A 15,126-nucleotide genomic window follows, 5' to 3' on the forward strand; every position below is an offset into this window, starting at 1 on the left:
TGGAATGCATGAACGCCCCAACCACGGGATTACCCGAACCCCTCCCCTCCGCGGCCTTGTCCCAATCCTCGCTGCGCGGCAAGGCCGGCCGTGGCGGAGGGCGCAGCCTGGCGAACCTGCTGTCCGAAGAGTTCGAGAACAAGATCCGCCAGGGTCTGCTGCGCGAAGGCGAGAAGCTGCCCACCGAATCCGAGCTGGTGCACAGCTACGACGTGAGCCGCACCGTGGTGCGCGAGGCCCTGTCCAAGCTGCAGGCCGCGGGGCTGGTGGAGACGCGCCATGGCATAGGCACCTTCGTGCTGCCCGCGCGGGAGGGCTCGGGCCTGACCCTCGACGCGCGCGAGCTGAGCGAGTCGGTGGACGTGCTGGCCGTGCTGGAGCTGCGCATCAGCCTGGAGACCGAGGCCGCCGGCCTGGCCGCCCAGCGCCGCAGCGACGAGCACCTGAAGACATTGCGCGAGGCGCTGCAGGCCTTCGAGCGCCACGCGGCCAGCGGCGGCGACACCATCACGCACGATATGGCGTTCCACCTGGGCATCGCCCAGGCCACGGGCAACCGGTATTTCAAGGACATCCTGGCGCACTTCGGCGCACTGCTGATCCCGCGCACGCGCATCACCTCGCTGCAGTCGCCCGCGCACGCCCCCGACTACCTGCGCCGCGTGAACCGCGAGCACGAGGAGATCTACAACGCCATCGAGCGCCAGGACGCCGACTCGGCCCGCGCGGCCATGCGCATCCACTTGACCAACTCGCGCGAGCGGCTGCGGCTGGCGCAGCGGGCGAGCACGCCTTCGTGAGCAGGCCCCGGGCCGCATCCTCATCAAGGCCCTGACCTCTGCCGGCGGAGGGGGCGCCCTCTCCCCTTGCGGGAGAGTGCTCGGCCTCCTGCATGACTCGCCCCCTGCAAACCCTCGGCGCACAACGAAAAGCCGCGCCGGCATGAAATACCGCTTGCGCCACTCGTCATGTGTTGTATGATGACGTATAACTATCCACAGGAGACACGCCGCATGCCCCACAATCCCCTCACCCGCCGCGCCGCCGCCGTCGCCCTCGCCAGCCTGTGCGCCGCCGCGCTGGCTCCCGGCGCCCAGGCCGCCGACCAATGGCCCGGCCGCCCCCTGAAGATCGTCGTGCCCTACCCTCCGGGCGGTAGCTCGGACATCATCGCCCGCTCCATCAGCCAGCAGCTGTCGGAAGCGCTCAAGCAGCCGGTGATCGTGGAGAACAAGCCCGGCGCCAACGGCAACCTGGGCGCCGACTTCGTGGCCAAGTCCGCGCCCGACGGCTACACCCTGCTGCTGTGCGACCTGGGCGCGCTGGCCATCAGCCCCTCCGTCTACACCAAGCTCGCGTTCGACCCGTCCAAGGACCTGCGCGGCGCGGCCATGCTGGCCTATTCGCCCCACCTGCTGGTGGTCCACCCCTCGGTCAAGGCGAACAGCCTCAAGGAGCTGGTGGAGCTGTCCAAGACCAGCGACCTGAACTTCGCCGTCACCGCCACGGGCAGCGCGCCGCACCTGGCCGGCGTGGAGCTGGCCCGCGCCACGGGCGCCAAGTGGGTCTACGTGCCCTACAAGGGCGGCGTGCAGTCGGTGCAGGACACGGTGGCCGGCCAGACCCAGGTGCTCATGAACGGCATGCTGGCCACCTACCCCCACGTGCAGAGCGGCAAGCTCAAGCTGCTGGGCGTGTCCAAGCGCGAGCGCATGCCGCTGATCGGCAGCGTGCCCACCATCGCCGAGCAGGGCGTGGCGGGCTACGAGACCGGCACCTGGCAGGGCGTGATGCTGCCCGCGGGCACGCCGCCGGCCATCGTCAAACGCCTGAGCGAAACGCTGGTCGCCGCCATCCGCAACCCCGAGGTGCGCGCGCGCCTGGCCGGCCAGGGCGCCGAGGTGGTGACCATGTCGCCCGCCGAGGTGGACAGGTTCTTCGCCGCCGAGCGCGCCCGCTGGTCCAAGGTGGTGCAGCAGGAAAAGCTGCAGCTCGACTGACGCCTCATCCACGCATCCATTTCCCCCATCGCCCCCAACCCGCCGCGCAGCGGCCCCCAAAGAAAGACTGACATGACTCCCCAAGACCTCAAGAACGTGATGAGCTCCGGCCTGCTGTCGTTCCCCATCACCGACTTCGATGCCAACGGCGACTTCGATGCCAAGAGCTATGCCGCACGCCTGGAATGGCTGGCCCCGTTCGGCGCCAGCGCCCTGTTCGCCGCGGGCGGCACGGGCGAGTACTTCTCGCTCACGGCCGGCGAGTACCCCGCCATCATCCAGACCGCGGTGGACACCTGCCGGGGCAAGGTGCCCATCATCGCCGGCGCGGGCGGACCCACGCGCTTCGCCATCGAATGCGCCCAGGCGGCGGAGAAGGCCGGCGCGCACGGCATCCTGCTCATGCCGCACTACATGACCGAGGCCAGCCAGGAAGGCCTGGCCGCCCACGTGGAGGCCGTGTGCAAGAGCGTGGACTTCGGCGTGATCATCTACAACCGCGGCGTGAGCCGCTACACGCCCGAGACCGTGGCGCGCCTGTGCGAGCGCAACCCCAACCTGGTGGGCTTCAAGGACGGCGTGGGCGACATCGAGGGCATGGCCAGCATGTTCCTCGCCATGGGCGACCGCCTGGCCTACCTGGGCGGCCTGCCCACGGCCGAGGTCTACGCCGCGGCCTACAAGGCGCTGGGCACGCCCGTGTACTCGTCGGCCGTCTTCAACTTCATCCCCAGGACGGCCATGCGCTTCTACGAGGCCGTGAAGAACGACGACCAGGCCACCCAGCACCAGCTGCTCAAGGACTTCTTCATGCCCTACCTGAAGATCCGCAACCGCAGCGCGGGCTACGCCGTGAGCATCATCAAGGCCGGCGCGCGCATCGTGGGCCACCCCGCGGGCCCGGTGCGCCCGCCGCTGGCGGACCTCCAGCCCGACGAGGTCGAGATGCTGGCCGCGCTGATCCGCAAGGTCGAGCAGGCCTGACGCGGAGCGGGGCCGCCTCCATTGCAAGAACACACACAAGGAGCAGACCAATGAAGAAGATCCTCATGGCCCTCGCGGCCAGCGTGGCCCTGTCCGCCGCGGCCGCGTGGCCCGAGAAGAGCGTGAACGTCATCGTGCCCTTCCCGGCGGGCGGCTCCACCGACATGATCGCCCGCGCCATGGCGCAGCACATGGGCGAGAAGCTGGGCCAGCCCTTCGTGGTGGACAATCGCCCCGGCGCCACGGGCACCATAGGCGCCACCGCGGTCAAGCGCGCCGCGCCCGACGGCTACACGCTCCTCGTGGCATCGCTCGGCCCCTTCGTGATCGCGCCGCATCTCGTGAAGAACATCCCGTACGACGCGGTCAAGGACTTCGACTACATCAGCCTGCCCGTGCAGGCACCCAACGTGCTCGTGGCCTCGCCCGCGCAGAAGGCGCGCACCGTGGCCGATGTGATCGCCGCGCTCAAGGCCCAGCCCGGCAAGATCAGCTTCGCCAGCTCGGGCAACGGCTCGTCGGACCACCTCTCGGCCGAGCTGTTCTGGCAGCAGAGCAGCACCTCGGGCCTGCACATCCCCTACAAGGGCGGCGCGCCGGCCATCAACGACCTGCTGGGCGGCCAGGTGGACTTCTCGTTCCAGAACGTGAACGCCGTGCTTCCGCACATCCGCGCCGGCAAGCTGCATGCGATCGCCGTCACCGGCGACAAGCGCTCGCCCGTGCTGCCCGACGTGCCCACGCTGGCCGAGGCCGGCGTGAAGGGCGCCGAGATCTATTCCTGGCAGGGCCTGGCCGCCCCCAGGGGATTGAGCACCGAGGTGAAGAAGAAGCTGGCCGACGCCGCCATCCAGGCCATCGGCGAGCCGGCGCTGAAGAAGCGCCTGGCCGAGCAGGGCATGGAGATCGTGGCCAACACGCCCGAGGAGTTCGCGGCCTTCCAGGCGCGCGAGTACGCGCGCTGGAAGACGCTGATCGAGACCCGCAGGATCACGGCGGACTGACCCCGCCCCACACTCCATGACGCAACCCCTTCCCCGCATCCTCCAGTACGGCAGGATGCCCCTGCCCGCGCTCGACCGCGAACTGGCCGAGCGCTACGACGTGGCCGTGCTCAGCGAGCAGGCCGACCCCGCCCGCTTCCTGGCCGGGCACGGCGCCACGTTCGGCTGCGTGGTCACCTCCGCCGCCATGGGCCTGCCCGCCCACGTGGTCGACGCCCTGCCCCACCTCAGGTACGTGAGCAGCTTCGGCGTGGGCTTCGACGCGCTGGACCGGCAGGCGCTGCTGCGCCGCGGCGCGCGCGTGGGCTACACCCCCGGCGTGCTCGACGACTGCGTGGCCGACATGGCCTTCGCCCTGCTGCTCGACGCGGCGCGCGGCCTGTCCGCGGCCGACCGCTTCGTGCGCCGCGGCGACTGGAGCCGCCAGCGCTTCGGCGTACACACGCGCGCCAGCGGCAAGCGCCTGGGCATCTTCGGCATGGGCCGCATAGGCAGTGCCGTGGCGCGGCGCGCGGCCGGCTTCGACATGCAGGTGGCCTACCACAACCGGCGCCCCGTCGAAGGCTCGCCCCACCGGTACCTGCCCTCGCTGCTGGATCTTGCGCGCTGGGCGGACTTCCTGGTCGTCACCGCCGCCGGCGGCGAGGGCACGCGCCACTTGGTGGATGCCGAGGTGCTCGACGCGCTCGGCCCCAACGGTTTCCTCGTCAACGTGGCGCGCGGCAGCGTTGTTCATGAAGCCGCGCTGGCCGCCGCGCTGCAGGGCGGGCGCATCGCAGGTGCGGGCCTGGACGTGTTCGAGGACGAGCCCCGCCCCCTGCCCGCGCTGCTGGCGCTGGACAACGTGGTGCTGGCGCCGCACATCGCCAGCGGCACGCACGAGACCCGGCGCGCCATGGCCGACCTGGTGCTGGAGAACCTCGCGCACTGCCTCGCCGCCGGCCACCCCGTGGCCGAGGTGCCCTGGTCCGCCGAGGCCGCCGCGGCCCGGCAGGCGCAGGCCGCCTGACGCCCCTTCCACCCCACACCCTCGTACCCGCCATGACCCAGACACCCACCATCACCGACATCGAAGTCATCCCCGTCGCCGGCCGCGACGGCATGCTGATGAACCTGAGCGGCGCGCATGCACCCTTCTTCACGCGCAACGTCGTGCTCATCCACGACAGCGCCGGCCGCACCGGCGTGGGCGAGGTGCCGGGCGGCGAAGGCATACGCCAGGCGCTGGAGGACAGCAGGCGCGTGCTCGTCGGCCAGTCCATCGGCCGGCGCCTGCAGCTGCTGCAGCAGGTGCAGAAGAACCTGGAAGGCCGCGACGCGGGCGGGCGCGGCCTGCAGACCTTCGACCTGCGCATCGGCGTGCACGCCGTCACGGCCGTGGAATCGGCGCTGCTGGACCTGCTGGGCCAGCACCTGGGCGTGCCCGTGGCCGCGCTGCTCGGCGAGGGCCAGCAGCGCGAGCGCGTGGAGATGCTGGGCTACCTGTTCTTCGTCGGCCCCAGCGACAGGACCGGCCTGCCCTACGTGAAGCCCGGCGAGGACAAGAGCGGCACCGACGACTGGACCCAGGTGCGCCACATGGAGGCCATGACGCCCGAATCCATAGTGCGCCAGGCCGAGGCCGCGCACGCGCGCTACGGCTTCAACGACTTCAAGCTCAAGGGCGGCGTGCTCGCCGGCGAGCAGGAGGTCGAGGCCGCCGCCGCCCTGGCCCGGCGCTTCCCCCAGGCCCGCGTGACGCTGGACCCCAACGGCGGCTGGCTTTTGAGAGACGCCATCCGCCTGATGCGCGACATGCGCGGCGTGCTCGCCTACGCCGAGGACCCCTGCGGCGCCGAGGGCGGCTTCTCGGGCCGCGAAGTCATGGCCGAATTCCGCCGCGCCACCGGCCTGCCCACGGCCACCAACATGATCGCCACCGACTGGCGCCAGATGGTGCACGCGCTCGCGCTGCAGTCGGTGGACATCCCGCTGGCCGACCCGCATTTCTGGACCATGGCGGGCAGCGTGCGCGTGGGCCAGACCTGCCGCGACTGGGGGCTCACCTGGGGCTCGCACTCCAACAACCACTTCGACATCTCGCTGGCCATGTTCACCCACGTGGCCGCCGCCGTGCCCGGCAAGGTCACGGCCATCGACACGCACTGGATCTGGCAGGACGGCCAGTTCCTCACCCAGAACCCGCTGCAAATCAAAGGCGGCTTCGTCGAGGTGCCGCAGACCCCGGGCCTGGGCGTGACCGTGGACCGCGCCGCGCTGCAGCGGGCCAACGCCCTGTACCAGGAGCATGGCCTGGGCGCGCGCGACGACGTCCTGGCCATGCAGTATCTGATCCCGGGCTGGGCCTTCGACAACAAGCGCCCCTGCATGGTGCGCTGACCGCACTCCCATTTCGATAGCTGCCATCGCCCGCCCAGCGGGCGCTGGAGGCCAAAAAACCTTCAAGACACCATGACACAGCACCACAACCTGATCGGCGGCGAGTGGACGCCCGGCGCGTCCCATGCCCCCAACACCAACCCCAGCGACCTCGCCGACGTCATCGGCGAATACGCCCAGGGCTCAGCCTCCGACGTGCAGGCCGCCGTCGCCGCGGCCACGGCCGCGTTCCCGGCCTGGAGCACCTCGGGCATCCAGGCGCGCCACGACGCGCTGGACAGGATCGGCAACGAGATCCTGGCGCGCAAGGAAGAGCTCGGCGACCTGCTCGCGCGCGAGGAGGGCAAGACCCGCCCCGAGGCCATCGGCGAAGTGGCGCGCGCGGGCCAGATCTTCAAGTTCTTCGCCGGCGAATGCCTGCGCCTGGCGGGCGAGACGGTCCCGTCCGTGCGCCCCGGCATCGGCGTGGAGATCACGCGCGAGCCCATCGGCGTGGTGGGCCTCATCACGCCGTGGAACTTCCCCATCGCCATTCCCGCCTGGAAGATCGCCCCGGCCCTGGCCTTCGGCAACTGCGTGGTGCTGAAGCCCGCCGACCTGGTGCCGGGCTGCGCATGGGCGCTGGCCGAGATCATCCACCGAAGCGGCATCCCGGCCGGCGTGTTCAACCTCGTCATGGGGCGCGGGCGCGTGATCGGCGAGGCGCTGGTGAACCATCCCGGCGTGGCGGCCATCAGCTTCACCGGCTCGGTGGGCGTGGGCCGCGGCATCGCCGAAACCTGCGTGAAGACCGGCAAGAAGGTGCAGCTGGAGATGGGCGGCAAGAACCCGCAGGTGGTGCTGGACGATGCGGATCTGCAGCAAGCCGTGGAGCTGTCGGCGCAAAGCGGCTTCTATTCCACCGGCCAGCGCTGCACGGCGTCCAGCCGCCTGATCGTGACCGACGCGATCTACCCCGCCTTCGTCGAGGCGCTGCAGGCGCGCCTGGCCAGGATCAAGGTGGGCGACGCGCGCGCCGCCGGCACCGACATGGGCCCGGTGGTCAGCCAGGCGCAGCTGGAGCAGGACCTGGCCTGCGTGGAGGTCGCCAGGGCCGAGGGCGCCCGGCTGGCCGCGGGCGGCGAGCGCGTGGCCTGCCACACGGGCAGCGGCCGGCAGGGCTTCTTCATGGCGCCCACGCTGTTCGTGGACACCGCCCCCGGCATGCGCATCAACCGCGAGGAGGTCTTCGGCCCCGTGGCCAGCGTGATCCGCGTGAAGGACTACGAGGAGGCGCTGGCCGTGGCCAACGACACGCCGTTCGGCCTGTCGGCCGGCATCGCCACGACGAGCCTCAAGCACGCCACGCACTTCAAGCGCCACAGCCAGGCCGGCATGGTGATGGTCAACCTGCCCACGGCGGGCGTGGACTACCACGTGCCCTTCGGCGGCCGCAAGGGCAGCAGCTACGGCCCGCGCGAGCAGGGGCGCCACGCGCAGGAGTTCTACACCACGGTGAAAACGGCCTATACGCTGGCCTGAGGGCGTTGTCAGGAGAGAATGCCCGCCTTGGCCGGCTTTCCTCTCCTCGCGTGTCCTCTCCCCTGCCCTGGATCCAATCGCCCGACGGTTTCCCGCACCCCAGCCGCAGCTGGGACGCAGCATCCCCGGCCCCCGGGCTGCTCGCGGCCGGCGGCGAGCTGGACGTGCCCTACCTGCTCGCGGCATACCGGCAGGGCATCTTCCCGTGGTTCGGCGCGGGCCAGCCCATCCTGTGGTGGAGCCCCGACCCGCGCATGGTGCTGCACGTGCAGGAGTTCCGCCTGCACCGCTCGCTGCGCCGCGTGCTGCAGCGGTTTCGCGCCACGCCGGGCTGCGAGGTGCGCATCGACAGCGACTTCCCCGCCGTGATCCGCGCCTGCGCGCAGACGCCGCGCGCCGGCCAGGACGGCACCTGGATCGTGCCGCGCATGGTGGCGGCCTACGAGGCGCTGCACGCCGCGGGCCATGCGCACAGCGTGGAGACCTGGATGGATGGCCGGCTGGCGGGCGGGCTGTACTGCGTGGCGCTGGGGCGCGCGGTGTTCGGCGAGTCGATGTTCGCGCACGCGACCGACGCCTCCAAGATCGCGCTGGCCGCGCTCGTCTGCCTGTGCCGGCGCGAGGGCGTGGCGCTGATCGACTGCCAGCAGAACACCGGCCACCTGGCATCGCTGGGCGCGCGCGAGATCGGCCGCGCGCAGTTCCTGCGCCACGTGGCCCGGGCCCGGGCAGAGCCCCCCTGCGACTGGCGATTCGAGCCCGTATACTGGAACGCGCTTTTGCCACCGACCTCCGCGGCGTGACCCAGCTCAACGACCTTCCGCTGCAAAGCCTGCAGTTCTATGCCACGGCGCCCTATCCGTGCAGCTACCTGCCACAGCGGCAGGCGCGCTCGCAGGTGGCCACGCCCAGCCACCTGATCCAGAACGCCGTGTACTCCGACCTCGTGGCGCGGGGCTTCAGGCGCAGCGGCATGTTCACCTACCGCCCGCACTGCGAGGGCTGCCAGGCCTGCATCCCGCTGCGCGTGCTGGCCGAGCCGTTCCGCCCCGACCGCAGCCAGCGCCGCGCCTGGAGGCGCCACGCCGGCCTGCAGGCGCGCGTGCTGCGCCTGTGCTACGTGCCCGAGCATTACCAGCTGTACCTGCGCTACCAGACCGCGCGCCACGCGGGCGGCGGCATGGACCACGACAGCATCGACCAGTACACGCAGTTCCTGCTGCAAAGCCGCGTCAACTCGCGGCTGGTCGAATTCCGCGAGCCCGACACGCATGGCCGGCCCGGCGCGCTCAAGATGGTGTCTATCCTCGACGTGCTGGAGGATGGCCTCTCCGCCGTCTACACCTTCTACGAGCCCGAGGAGGGCGCGAGCTATGGCACCTACAACGTGCTGTGGCAGCTGCAGCAGGCCCGCGCGCTGGGCCTGCCCCATGTCTACCTGGGCTACTGGATAGAGCAAAGCCCCAAGATGAACTACAAGGCGCGCTTCCTGCCGCACGAGCTGCTCATCGGCGGGAAGTGGCAGCCGCCTGCCGGAGGCTGAAGTTTCAAGCCAGATCGGCCTCCAGCGCCCGTCCAGCAAGCGCTGCCAGCTCTCTATTGAATAGCAACCCGCTCACGGCGCCAGGTCGAACACCAGCACCTCCGCGTCGCGGCCGCCGTCCAGCCGGATCTGCGCCTCGCCCTCCAGCAGCGCCGCGTCGCCGCCCTGCAGCGGCGTGCCGTTGACCTGCAGCGCGCCGCGCACCAGGTGCACGTAGGCCTTGCGCTGCGGATCCAGCGCCAGCGTGGCGCACTCGGCCCCGTCGAACAGCCCCGCGTGCAGCGACGCATCGGCATGGATGCGCACCACGCCCGGCCCGCCCGTGGGCGAGGCCACGAGCCGCAGCCGGCCGCGCTTGTCCGCCTCGGGCACGCTCACCTGGTCGTAGCTCGGCGCGATGCCGCGCACGTCGGGCTCGATCCAGATCTGCAGGAAATGCGTGGCCTGGCCCTGGGCGTGGTTGAACTCGCTGTGCATCACGCCCGTGCCCGCGCTCATGCGCTGCACGTCGCCCGGCGGTATGCCCTTCACGTTGCCCATGCTGTCCTGGTGCGCCAGCTCACCCGACAGCACGTAGCTGATGATCTCCATGTCGCGGTGGCCGTGCGTGCCGAAGCCCGTGCCGGGGGCGATGCGGTCTTCGTTGATGACGCGCAGGTTGCCCCAGCCCATGTGGCGCGGGTCGTGGTAGCCCGCGAACGAGAAGCTGTGGTACGAGTTGAGCCAGCCATGGTCGGCATGGCCGCGGTCCTGGGATTTGCGGATGGTCAGCATGCAGTGCTCCTTGAGATACCCGCCAATGTAGGCCCGCGCCGGCGCTTGCGGGGACTGCGGGCTTGAAGGCATCATTCAAACCAATTGAACAAGCAATGGATAGACCATGCAAAATACCCGCGATGCGCTGACCCCGGACAACCTCGCCATGCTGCAGGCCATTGCCGAGACCGGCAGCTTCGCCGCGGCCGCACGCGCATTGGGCCTGGTGCCCAGCGCGCTGACCTACCGCGTGCGCCAGATCGAGGACGCGCTCGACGTGCTGCTGTTCGACCGCAGCGCGCGCCAGGCCCGCCCCACCGACGCCGGCCTGGAGCTGCTGCGCGAGGGCCGGCGCGTGCTGGAGGACGTGGACGCCATCGCCAACCGCGTGCGCCGCGTGGCCACGGGCTGGGAGCCGCAGCTGACCCTGTCGGTGGACGGCGTGATCTCCCCCACCACCATGCTGGAGCTCGTGGAGGCGTTCTACGCCCTCGGGCCGCCTACGCGCCTCAAGTGGCGCGACGGCATCCTGAGCGGCACGGCCGAGGCGCTGGCCTCGGGCCACGCGGACCTGGCCATCGGCGTGACCGGCTCCGCCAACGTGGCGGGCCTGCAGTCCGCGCCGCTGGGCGAGCTGCGCTTCATCTTCGTCGTGGCCCCGCACCACCCGCTGGCGCGGGCGCCCGAGCCGATCGACGACGCCACGCTGCGCGCGCACCGCCTGATTGCCGTGGCCGACTCGGCGCGGCGCGGCAACGTCACCATAGGCATCCTGGCGGGGCAGGACGTATTCACCGTGGACAACATGCGCGCCAAGATCCAGGCCCAGCTGCGCGGCCTGGGCGGCGGCTTCCTGCCCGAGCCCATGGTGCGCCCCTACGTCGAGGCCGGCCACCTGGTGGTGCGCGAAGTGGTGCGCCCGGCGCGCACCGTGCCCATGAACTACCAATGGGGCGGGCCCGGCGCCACCGCCCCGGGGCGGGCCCTGCAATGGTGGCTGTCGCAGCTGCAAAGCCCGGCCACGCGCCTGGCCCTGCTCGAAAATCACCATCATTTCTGAGAAGCCGTGTGCGCGGCGAGGGGCGGCGCGTGTAGAGTCATCGCTATCCGAGAACGTGTTTACGAAAGCCCGCCATGACAGCATCCCGCCCCCGCTCCAGCAATCGGTTGAAACACGGCATGCCCGCCGCCTCGGCGCGGCGCTTCGCCATCGTCGGCGCCGGCATGGCGGGCATCGCCTGCGCGCGCACGCTGGCCCAGGCGGGCCACGCCGTGACCGTGTTCGAGAAGGCGCCCCACAGCGGCGGACGCACGGCGGCGCTGGCCTCGCCCTTCGGCAGCTTCGATACCGGCGCGCAGTACTTCACCGTGCGCGACGCGCGCTTCCAGCGCGCCCTGGACACCGTGCCCGGCCTGTGCCGCGCCTGGAGCGCCACCACCATCCGCGTGCTGGACGCCGCGGGCCGCGTGGCCACGGCCACGCGCATGCCGGGCGAGGCGCACTGGGTGGCCGCCCCCACCATGGACGCGCTGGTCCATGCCTGGGCCGAGCCGCTGGCGGACGAGGGCCGGCTGCACACGCACACGGCCGTCACGCGCATCGAGCGCGACCCCATGCGCCCCACGGCCTGGCAGCTGCACTGCGAGACGCTGGGCGGCGACACCCACCTGCACGGCGGCTTCGACGCCGTGGTGCTGGCCCAGCCGGCCCCGCTGGCGCAGGCGCTGCTGCAGCGCTCGGGCGTGGCCGCGCCCTGGGGCCAGGCACTCGACGCCGTGGACATCGCCCCCTGCTGGACGCTGATGCTGGCCTTCGCCCACGCCGTGCGCCCGGGCCTGACCACGCTGGGGCCGCAGTGGAACGCCGCGCGCAGCACGCACCACCGCATCGCCTGGCTGGCGCGCGAGTCGAGCAAGCCCGGCCGCAAGCAGATCGAGCGCTGGACGGTGCAGGCCAGCCCCGCCTGGTCGCTGGAGCACCTGAGCGACGACGCGGCGCGCGTGCAGGCCAAGCTCATCAAGGCCTTCGCCGAAGTCACCGGCATACACGCCACGCCCACCCACGCCGAGATGCGCCGCTGGCGCTACGCCCAGACGCAGAAGCCCCTGGGCCAGAGCTTCCTGTGGGACGCCGCCGCGGGCCTGGGCGCCTGCGGCGACTGGTGCCTGGGCCACCGGCTGGAGGACGCCTTCGTCTCCGGCCTGGAGCTGGCCCTCGCCGCCGCATGAGCGCGGCGGGCTACGTCGGCCGCTTCGCCCCCTCGCCCACCGGGCCGCTGCATGCGGGCTCGCTCGTGGCCGCCCTCGCCAGCTGGCTGGACGCGCGCGCGGCCGGCGGGCGCTGGCTGGTGCGCATCGAGGACGTGGACCCGCCGCGCTGCCCCCCCGGTGCGGCCGGGCGCATCCTGTCCCAGCTGGCCGCCTGCGGCCTGCTGCCGGACGAGCCGCCGCTGTACCAATCCAGCCGCGGCGCGCGCTACCAGCAGGCGCTGGACCAGTTGCTGCAGGCCCGGCTGGCCTACCCCTGCGCCTGCACGCGCCGCGACATAGAAGCCGCCCTGCGGGCCCAGGGCCTGGCGCACGAGCGCCACGTGGAGCGCCCCTACCCCGGCACCTGCCGCCAGGGCCTGCACGGCCGCGCGCCGCGCGCCTGGCGCTTCAATGCCACCGATTACCAAGCAAAAATGCCTCCAGCGCTTGACAGACAAGCGCCAGATGCTCCCCTATCGATAGCAAACGACGGCATCCACTGGACCGACAGGCGCCTGGGCCCGCAGTTCCAGGACGTGGCCCGCCAGGTGGGCGACTTCGTGCTGCGGCGCGCCGACGGCCTGTGGGCCTACCAGCTGGCGGTGGTGGTGGACGACGCCGACCAGGGCGTGACCCACGTCGTGCGCGGCGAAGACCTGGCGGACAACACCCCGCGCCAGATCCTGCTGCAGTCGGCCCTGGCACTGCCCGCGCTGCGCTACCTGCACACGCCGCTGGTGCGCGCGCCGGACGGCGAGAAGCTCTCCAAGCAGCATGGCGCGCCGCCCATCGACGACGGCCGTCCGCTGCAGGCGCTGGCCGATGCGGCCCGGGTGCTGGGCCTGCCGCCGGCGGCAGGCGCGAGCGGTGTCGCGCAGGTGCTCGCGCTGTGGGCCGGGGCCTGGGCGCGAATCTACAATCCGCCGCTGTGACGCAAACCCCTTTCCTCCAAGAATCCCACCCCGCAACGCCCGGCACCGCGCCGGCCGGTGTCGCCCATCCCAAGGGCATCAAAAGCTACGTGCGCCGCGCCGGCCGCACCACCAGCGGCCAGGCCAAGGCCCTCGAAGACCTGGGGCCGCGCTATGTGCTGGACTATGCGCCCGCACCGCTCGACGCCGCCGCTGCCTTCGGCCGCAGCGCGCCGCTGGTGCTGGAGATCGGCTTCGGCATGGGCGAGGCCACGGCCCACATCGCGCGCGTGCGCCCCGGCGACAACTTCCTGTGCTGCGAGGTGCACGAACCCGGCGTGGGCGCGCTGCTCAAGCGCATCGGCGAGCACGGCATCGAGAACATCCGCATCCTGCAGCACGATGCCGTGGAGGTGCTGGAGCACATGCTGGCGCCGGCCTCGCTCGACGGCGTGCACATCTTCTTTCCCGACCCCTGGCACAAGAAGCGCCACAACAAGCGCCGCCTGATCCAGCCGCCGCTGGTGGCCAGGCTGGCGGCGCGCCTCAAGCCCGGCGGCTACATCCACTGCGCCACCGACTGGCAGCCCTATGCCGAGCAGATGCTGGAGGTGCTGTCGGCCGAACCGCTGCTGGCCAACACCGCCCAGGACTATGCGCCGCAGCCCGGGTACCGTCCCCTGACCAAGTTCGAGAACCGCGGCATGCGCCTGGGCCATGGCGTGTGGGACCTGGTGTTCACGCGCCGCTGACACCCTGACCGATGAAGCCCCTGCTGCGCAACCTGGCCGAAATGACCGCCCACCGCGATCATCTGCGGCTGGAGGTGTCGGTGCTGTCCACCCTGCTCGGGCTGGGCCACATCGTGCAGGTGCGGGCACTGGAACTCTTCGAGCAGGACCATGCCGCCATGCTGCGCCCGCGCAGCTGGAGCCAGGACGGGCAGATCGTCTCCAGCGAGCACGACGCGGCCGGCGACCCGCAGCGCATGCCGCTGGACCGCACGCCCGAGCTGGCCCAATGCATCGCGGCCGGCGGCGAAAGCGCCCAGCGCTCCATGCCCGGCCGCCACACGCTGTGGCTGCCCGTGTGGCAGGCGGGGCGCGCCACCACCTGCCTGGAGATCACCCAGTCGCGCGCCTTCAAGAACCACCGGCACGACGTGGTCAAGGGCGTGGCCCTCGTCTACCAGAACTACCAGAACCTGCTGGACTACAGCGAACGCGACGCGCTCACGGGCCTGCTCAACCGCAAGACCTTCGAGGAACAGCTTGCCCGCCAGGCCGGCAGCGCCCCGGCAGCGGACGACGGCGCCGACCTGCCGCGCCAGTGGCTGGCGGTGATCGACATCGACCATTTCAAGTCGGTCAACGACCGCTTCGGCCACCTGTACGGCGACGAGGTGCTGATCCTGGTGGCCAACGTGCTGCGCACGCAGTTCAAGAGCCAGGACCGCATCTTCCGCTTCGGCGGCGAGGAATTCGTGGTGCTGCTGCGCTCCGCCACGCTGGCCCAGGCGCGCCAGGCGCTCGAGCGCCTGCGCATGGCCATGCAGGCGCACGCATTCCCCCAGATCGGGCAAATCACCGTGAGCATCGGCTTCGTCGCCTCGCAGCAGGGCTCGCCCGTGGAAGCCCTGGGCCGCGCCGACCAGGCGCTCTACCACGCCAAGGAGAACGGGCGCAACCGGGTCTGCTTCTACGACGACCTGGTGCAAAGCGGCGTGCTGCAGGTGAAGATCGCCCACGACGAGGCGGAGCTGTTCTAGACGAAACACC

Annotated in this window: 15 protein-coding genes; 14 read left to right on the forward strand and 1 reads right to left on the reverse strand. The window is 71.3% G+C overall.

Features of this window, described 5'->3' with window-relative positions; all coding sequences use genetic code 11:
- Positions 1-8 precede the first annotated feature (8 nt).
- The 9 genes from ACX12L_RS12445 to ACX12L_RS12485 all read left to right on the forward strand — a co-directional run bounded on the left by ACX12L_RS12445 (position 9) and on the right by ACX12L_RS12485 (position 9,431).
- Positions 9-800, forward strand: a complete 792-nt coding sequence (locus ACX12L_RS12445) for a FadR/GntR family transcriptional regulator (protein WP_459262873.1) — start codon at positions 9-11, stop codon at positions 798-800.
- Between the two features lie 213 nt (positions 801-1,013).
- Positions 1,014-2,000, forward strand: a complete 987-nt coding sequence (locus ACX12L_RS12450; RefSeq protein WP_459262874.1) for a Bug family tripartite tricarboxylate transporter substrate binding protein — start codon at positions 1,014-1,016, stop codon at positions 1,998-2,000.
- Positions 2,001-2,072: 72 nt separating this feature from the next.
- Positions 2,073-2,984: a 5-dehydro-4-deoxyglucarate dehydratase gene (gene kdgD / locus ACX12L_RS12455; protein WP_094438555.1), complete on the forward strand. Its 912-nt coding sequence runs from the start codon at positions 2,073-2,075 to the stop codon at positions 2,982-2,984.
- Positions 2,985-3,034: 50 nt separating this feature from the next.
- Entirely contained in the window at positions 3,035-3,988 is a 954-nt protein-coding gene (locus ACX12L_RS12460) for a Bug family tripartite tricarboxylate transporter substrate binding protein (RefSeq protein WP_459262875.1), read from the forward strand.
- A gap of 16 nt (positions 3,989-4,004) precedes the next feature.
- Complete coding sequence (locus ACX12L_RS12465) at positions 4,005-4,997, forward strand: 2-hydroxyacid dehydrogenase (protein WP_459262876.1); 993 nt, start codon at positions 4,005-4,007, stop codon at positions 4,995-4,997.
- A gap of 32 nt (positions 4,998-5,029) precedes the next feature.
- Positions 5,030-6,367 carry an enolase C-terminal domain-like protein gene (locus tag ACX12L_RS12470; RefSeq protein ID WP_459262877.1) on the forward strand — a complete coding sequence of 446 codons (1,338 nt, stop codon included), beginning with the start codon at positions 5,030-5,032 and terminating at the stop codon, positions 6,365-6,367.
- A 72-nt stretch (positions 6,368-6,439) separates the two neighbouring features.
- On the forward strand, positions 6,440-7,888 hold the full coding sequence (locus tag ACX12L_RS12475; protein ID WP_459262878.1) for an aldehyde dehydrogenase family protein: 1,449 nt from the start codon (positions 6,440-6,442) through the stop codon (positions 7,886-7,888).
- Positions 7,889-7,938: 50 nt separating this feature from the next.
- On the forward strand, positions 7,939-8,691 hold the full coding sequence (gene aat, locus ACX12L_RS12480) for a leucyl/phenylalanyl-tRNA--protein transferase (RefSeq protein WP_459262879.1): 753 nt from the start codon (positions 7,939-7,941) through the stop codon (positions 8,689-8,691).
- Entirely contained in the window at positions 8,688-9,431 is a 744-nt protein-coding gene (locus ACX12L_RS12485) for an arginyltransferase (protein WP_459262880.1), read from the forward strand. The genes aat and ACX12L_RS12485 overlap by 4 nt, the downstream gene beginning before the upstream one ends.
- A gap of 72 nt (positions 9,432-9,503) precedes the next feature.
- On the opposite strand, the gene ACX12L_RS12490 is transcribed toward ACX12L_RS12485, so the two are convergent.
- Entirely contained in the window at positions 9,504-10,205 is a 702-nt protein-coding gene (locus ACX12L_RS12490) for a pirin family protein (protein WP_459262881.1), read from the reverse strand.
- A 106-nt stretch (positions 10,206-10,311) separates the two neighbouring features.
- On the opposite strand from ACX12L_RS12490, the gene ACX12L_RS12495 reads away from it, so the two are divergent.
- The 5 genes from ACX12L_RS12495 to ACX12L_RS12515 all read left to right on the forward strand — a co-directional run bounded on the left by ACX12L_RS12495 (position 10,312) and on the right by ACX12L_RS12515 (position 15,116).
- Positions 10,312-11,247 (forward strand): LysR family transcriptional regulator, encoded by a 936-nt coding sequence (locus ACX12L_RS12495; protein WP_459262882.1) that lies wholly within the window; start codon positions 10,312-10,314, stop codon positions 11,245-11,247.
- 74 nt (positions 11,248-11,321) lie between these two features.
- The gene (locus ACX12L_RS12500; protein ID WP_459262883.1) at positions 11,322-12,416 is read left to right on the forward strand and encodes an NAD(P)/FAD-dependent oxidoreductase; all 1,095 of its coding nucleotides are present in this window, start codon (positions 11,322-11,324) and stop codon (positions 12,414-12,416) included.
- Entirely contained in the window at positions 12,413-13,369 is a 957-nt protein-coding gene (gene gluQRS / locus ACX12L_RS12505) for a tRNA glutamyl-Q(34) synthetase GluQRS (protein ID WP_459262884.1), read from the forward strand. Before ACX12L_RS12500 ends, gluQRS begins: the two co-directional genes overlap by 4 nt.
- A complete protein-coding gene (gene trmB / locus ACX12L_RS12510) occupies positions 13,366-14,100 on the forward strand; it encodes a tRNA (guanosine(46)-N7)-methyltransferase TrmB (RefSeq protein ID WP_459262885.1) in 735 nt (244 codons plus the stop codon). The genes gluQRS and trmB overlap by 4 nt, the downstream gene beginning before the upstream one ends.
- Positions 14,101-14,111: 11 nt before the next feature.
- Positions 14,112-15,116: a GGDEF domain-containing protein gene (locus ACX12L_RS12515; RefSeq protein ID WP_459262886.1), complete on the forward strand. Its 1,005-nt coding sequence runs from the start codon at positions 14,112-14,114 to the stop codon at positions 15,114-15,116.
- Positions 15,117-15,126 lie beyond the last annotated feature (10 nt).

It is taken from the genome of Alicycliphilus sp. T452 (assembly GCF_054512775.1).

Coding starts and splice junctions, on each gene's coding strand:
- ACX12L_RS12445 (WP_459262873.1), top strand. CDS start 9: ATGAACGCCCCAACCACGGGATTACCCGAACCCCTCCCCTCCGCGGCC.
- ACX12L_RS12450 (WP_459262874.1), top strand. CDS start 1,014: ATGCCCCACAATCCCCTCACCCGCCGCGCCGCCGCCGTCGCCCTCGCC.
- kdgD (WP_094438555.1), top strand. CDS start 2,073: ATGACTCCCCAAGACCTCAAGAACGTGATGAGCTCCGGCCTGCTGTCG.
- ACX12L_RS12460 (WP_459262875.1), top strand. CDS start 3,035: ATGAAGAAGATCCTCATGGCCCTCGCGGCCAGCGTGGCCCTGTCCGCC.
- ACX12L_RS12465 (WP_459262876.1), top strand. CDS start 4,005: ATGACGCAACCCCTTCCCCGCATCCTCCAGTACGGCAGGATGCCCCTG.
- ACX12L_RS12470 (WP_459262877.1), top strand. CDS start 5,030: ATGACCCAGACACCCACCATCACCGACATCGAAGTCATCCCCGTCGCC.
- ACX12L_RS12475 (WP_459262878.1), top strand. CDS start 6,440: ATGACACAGCACCACAACCTGATCGGCGGCGAGTGGACGCCCGGCGCG.
- ACX12L_RS12490 (WP_459262881.1), bottom strand. CDS start 10,205: ATGCTGACCATCCGCAAATCCCAGGACCGCGGCCATGCCGACCATGGC.
- ACX12L_RS12495 (WP_459262882.1), top strand. CDS start 10,312: ATGCAAAATACCCGCGATGCGCTGACCCCGGACAACCTCGCCATGCTG.
- ACX12L_RS12500 (WP_459262883.1), top strand. CDS start 11,322: ATGACAGCATCCCGCCCCCGCTCCAGCAATCGGTTGAAACACGGCATG.
- gluQRS (WP_459262884.1), top strand. CDS start 12,413: ATGAGCGCGGCGGGCTACGTCGGCCGCTTCGCCCCCTCGCCCACCGGG.
- ACX12L_RS12515 (WP_459262886.1), top strand. CDS start 14,112: ATGAAGCCCCTGCTGCGCAACCTGGCCGAAATGACCGCCCACCGCGAT.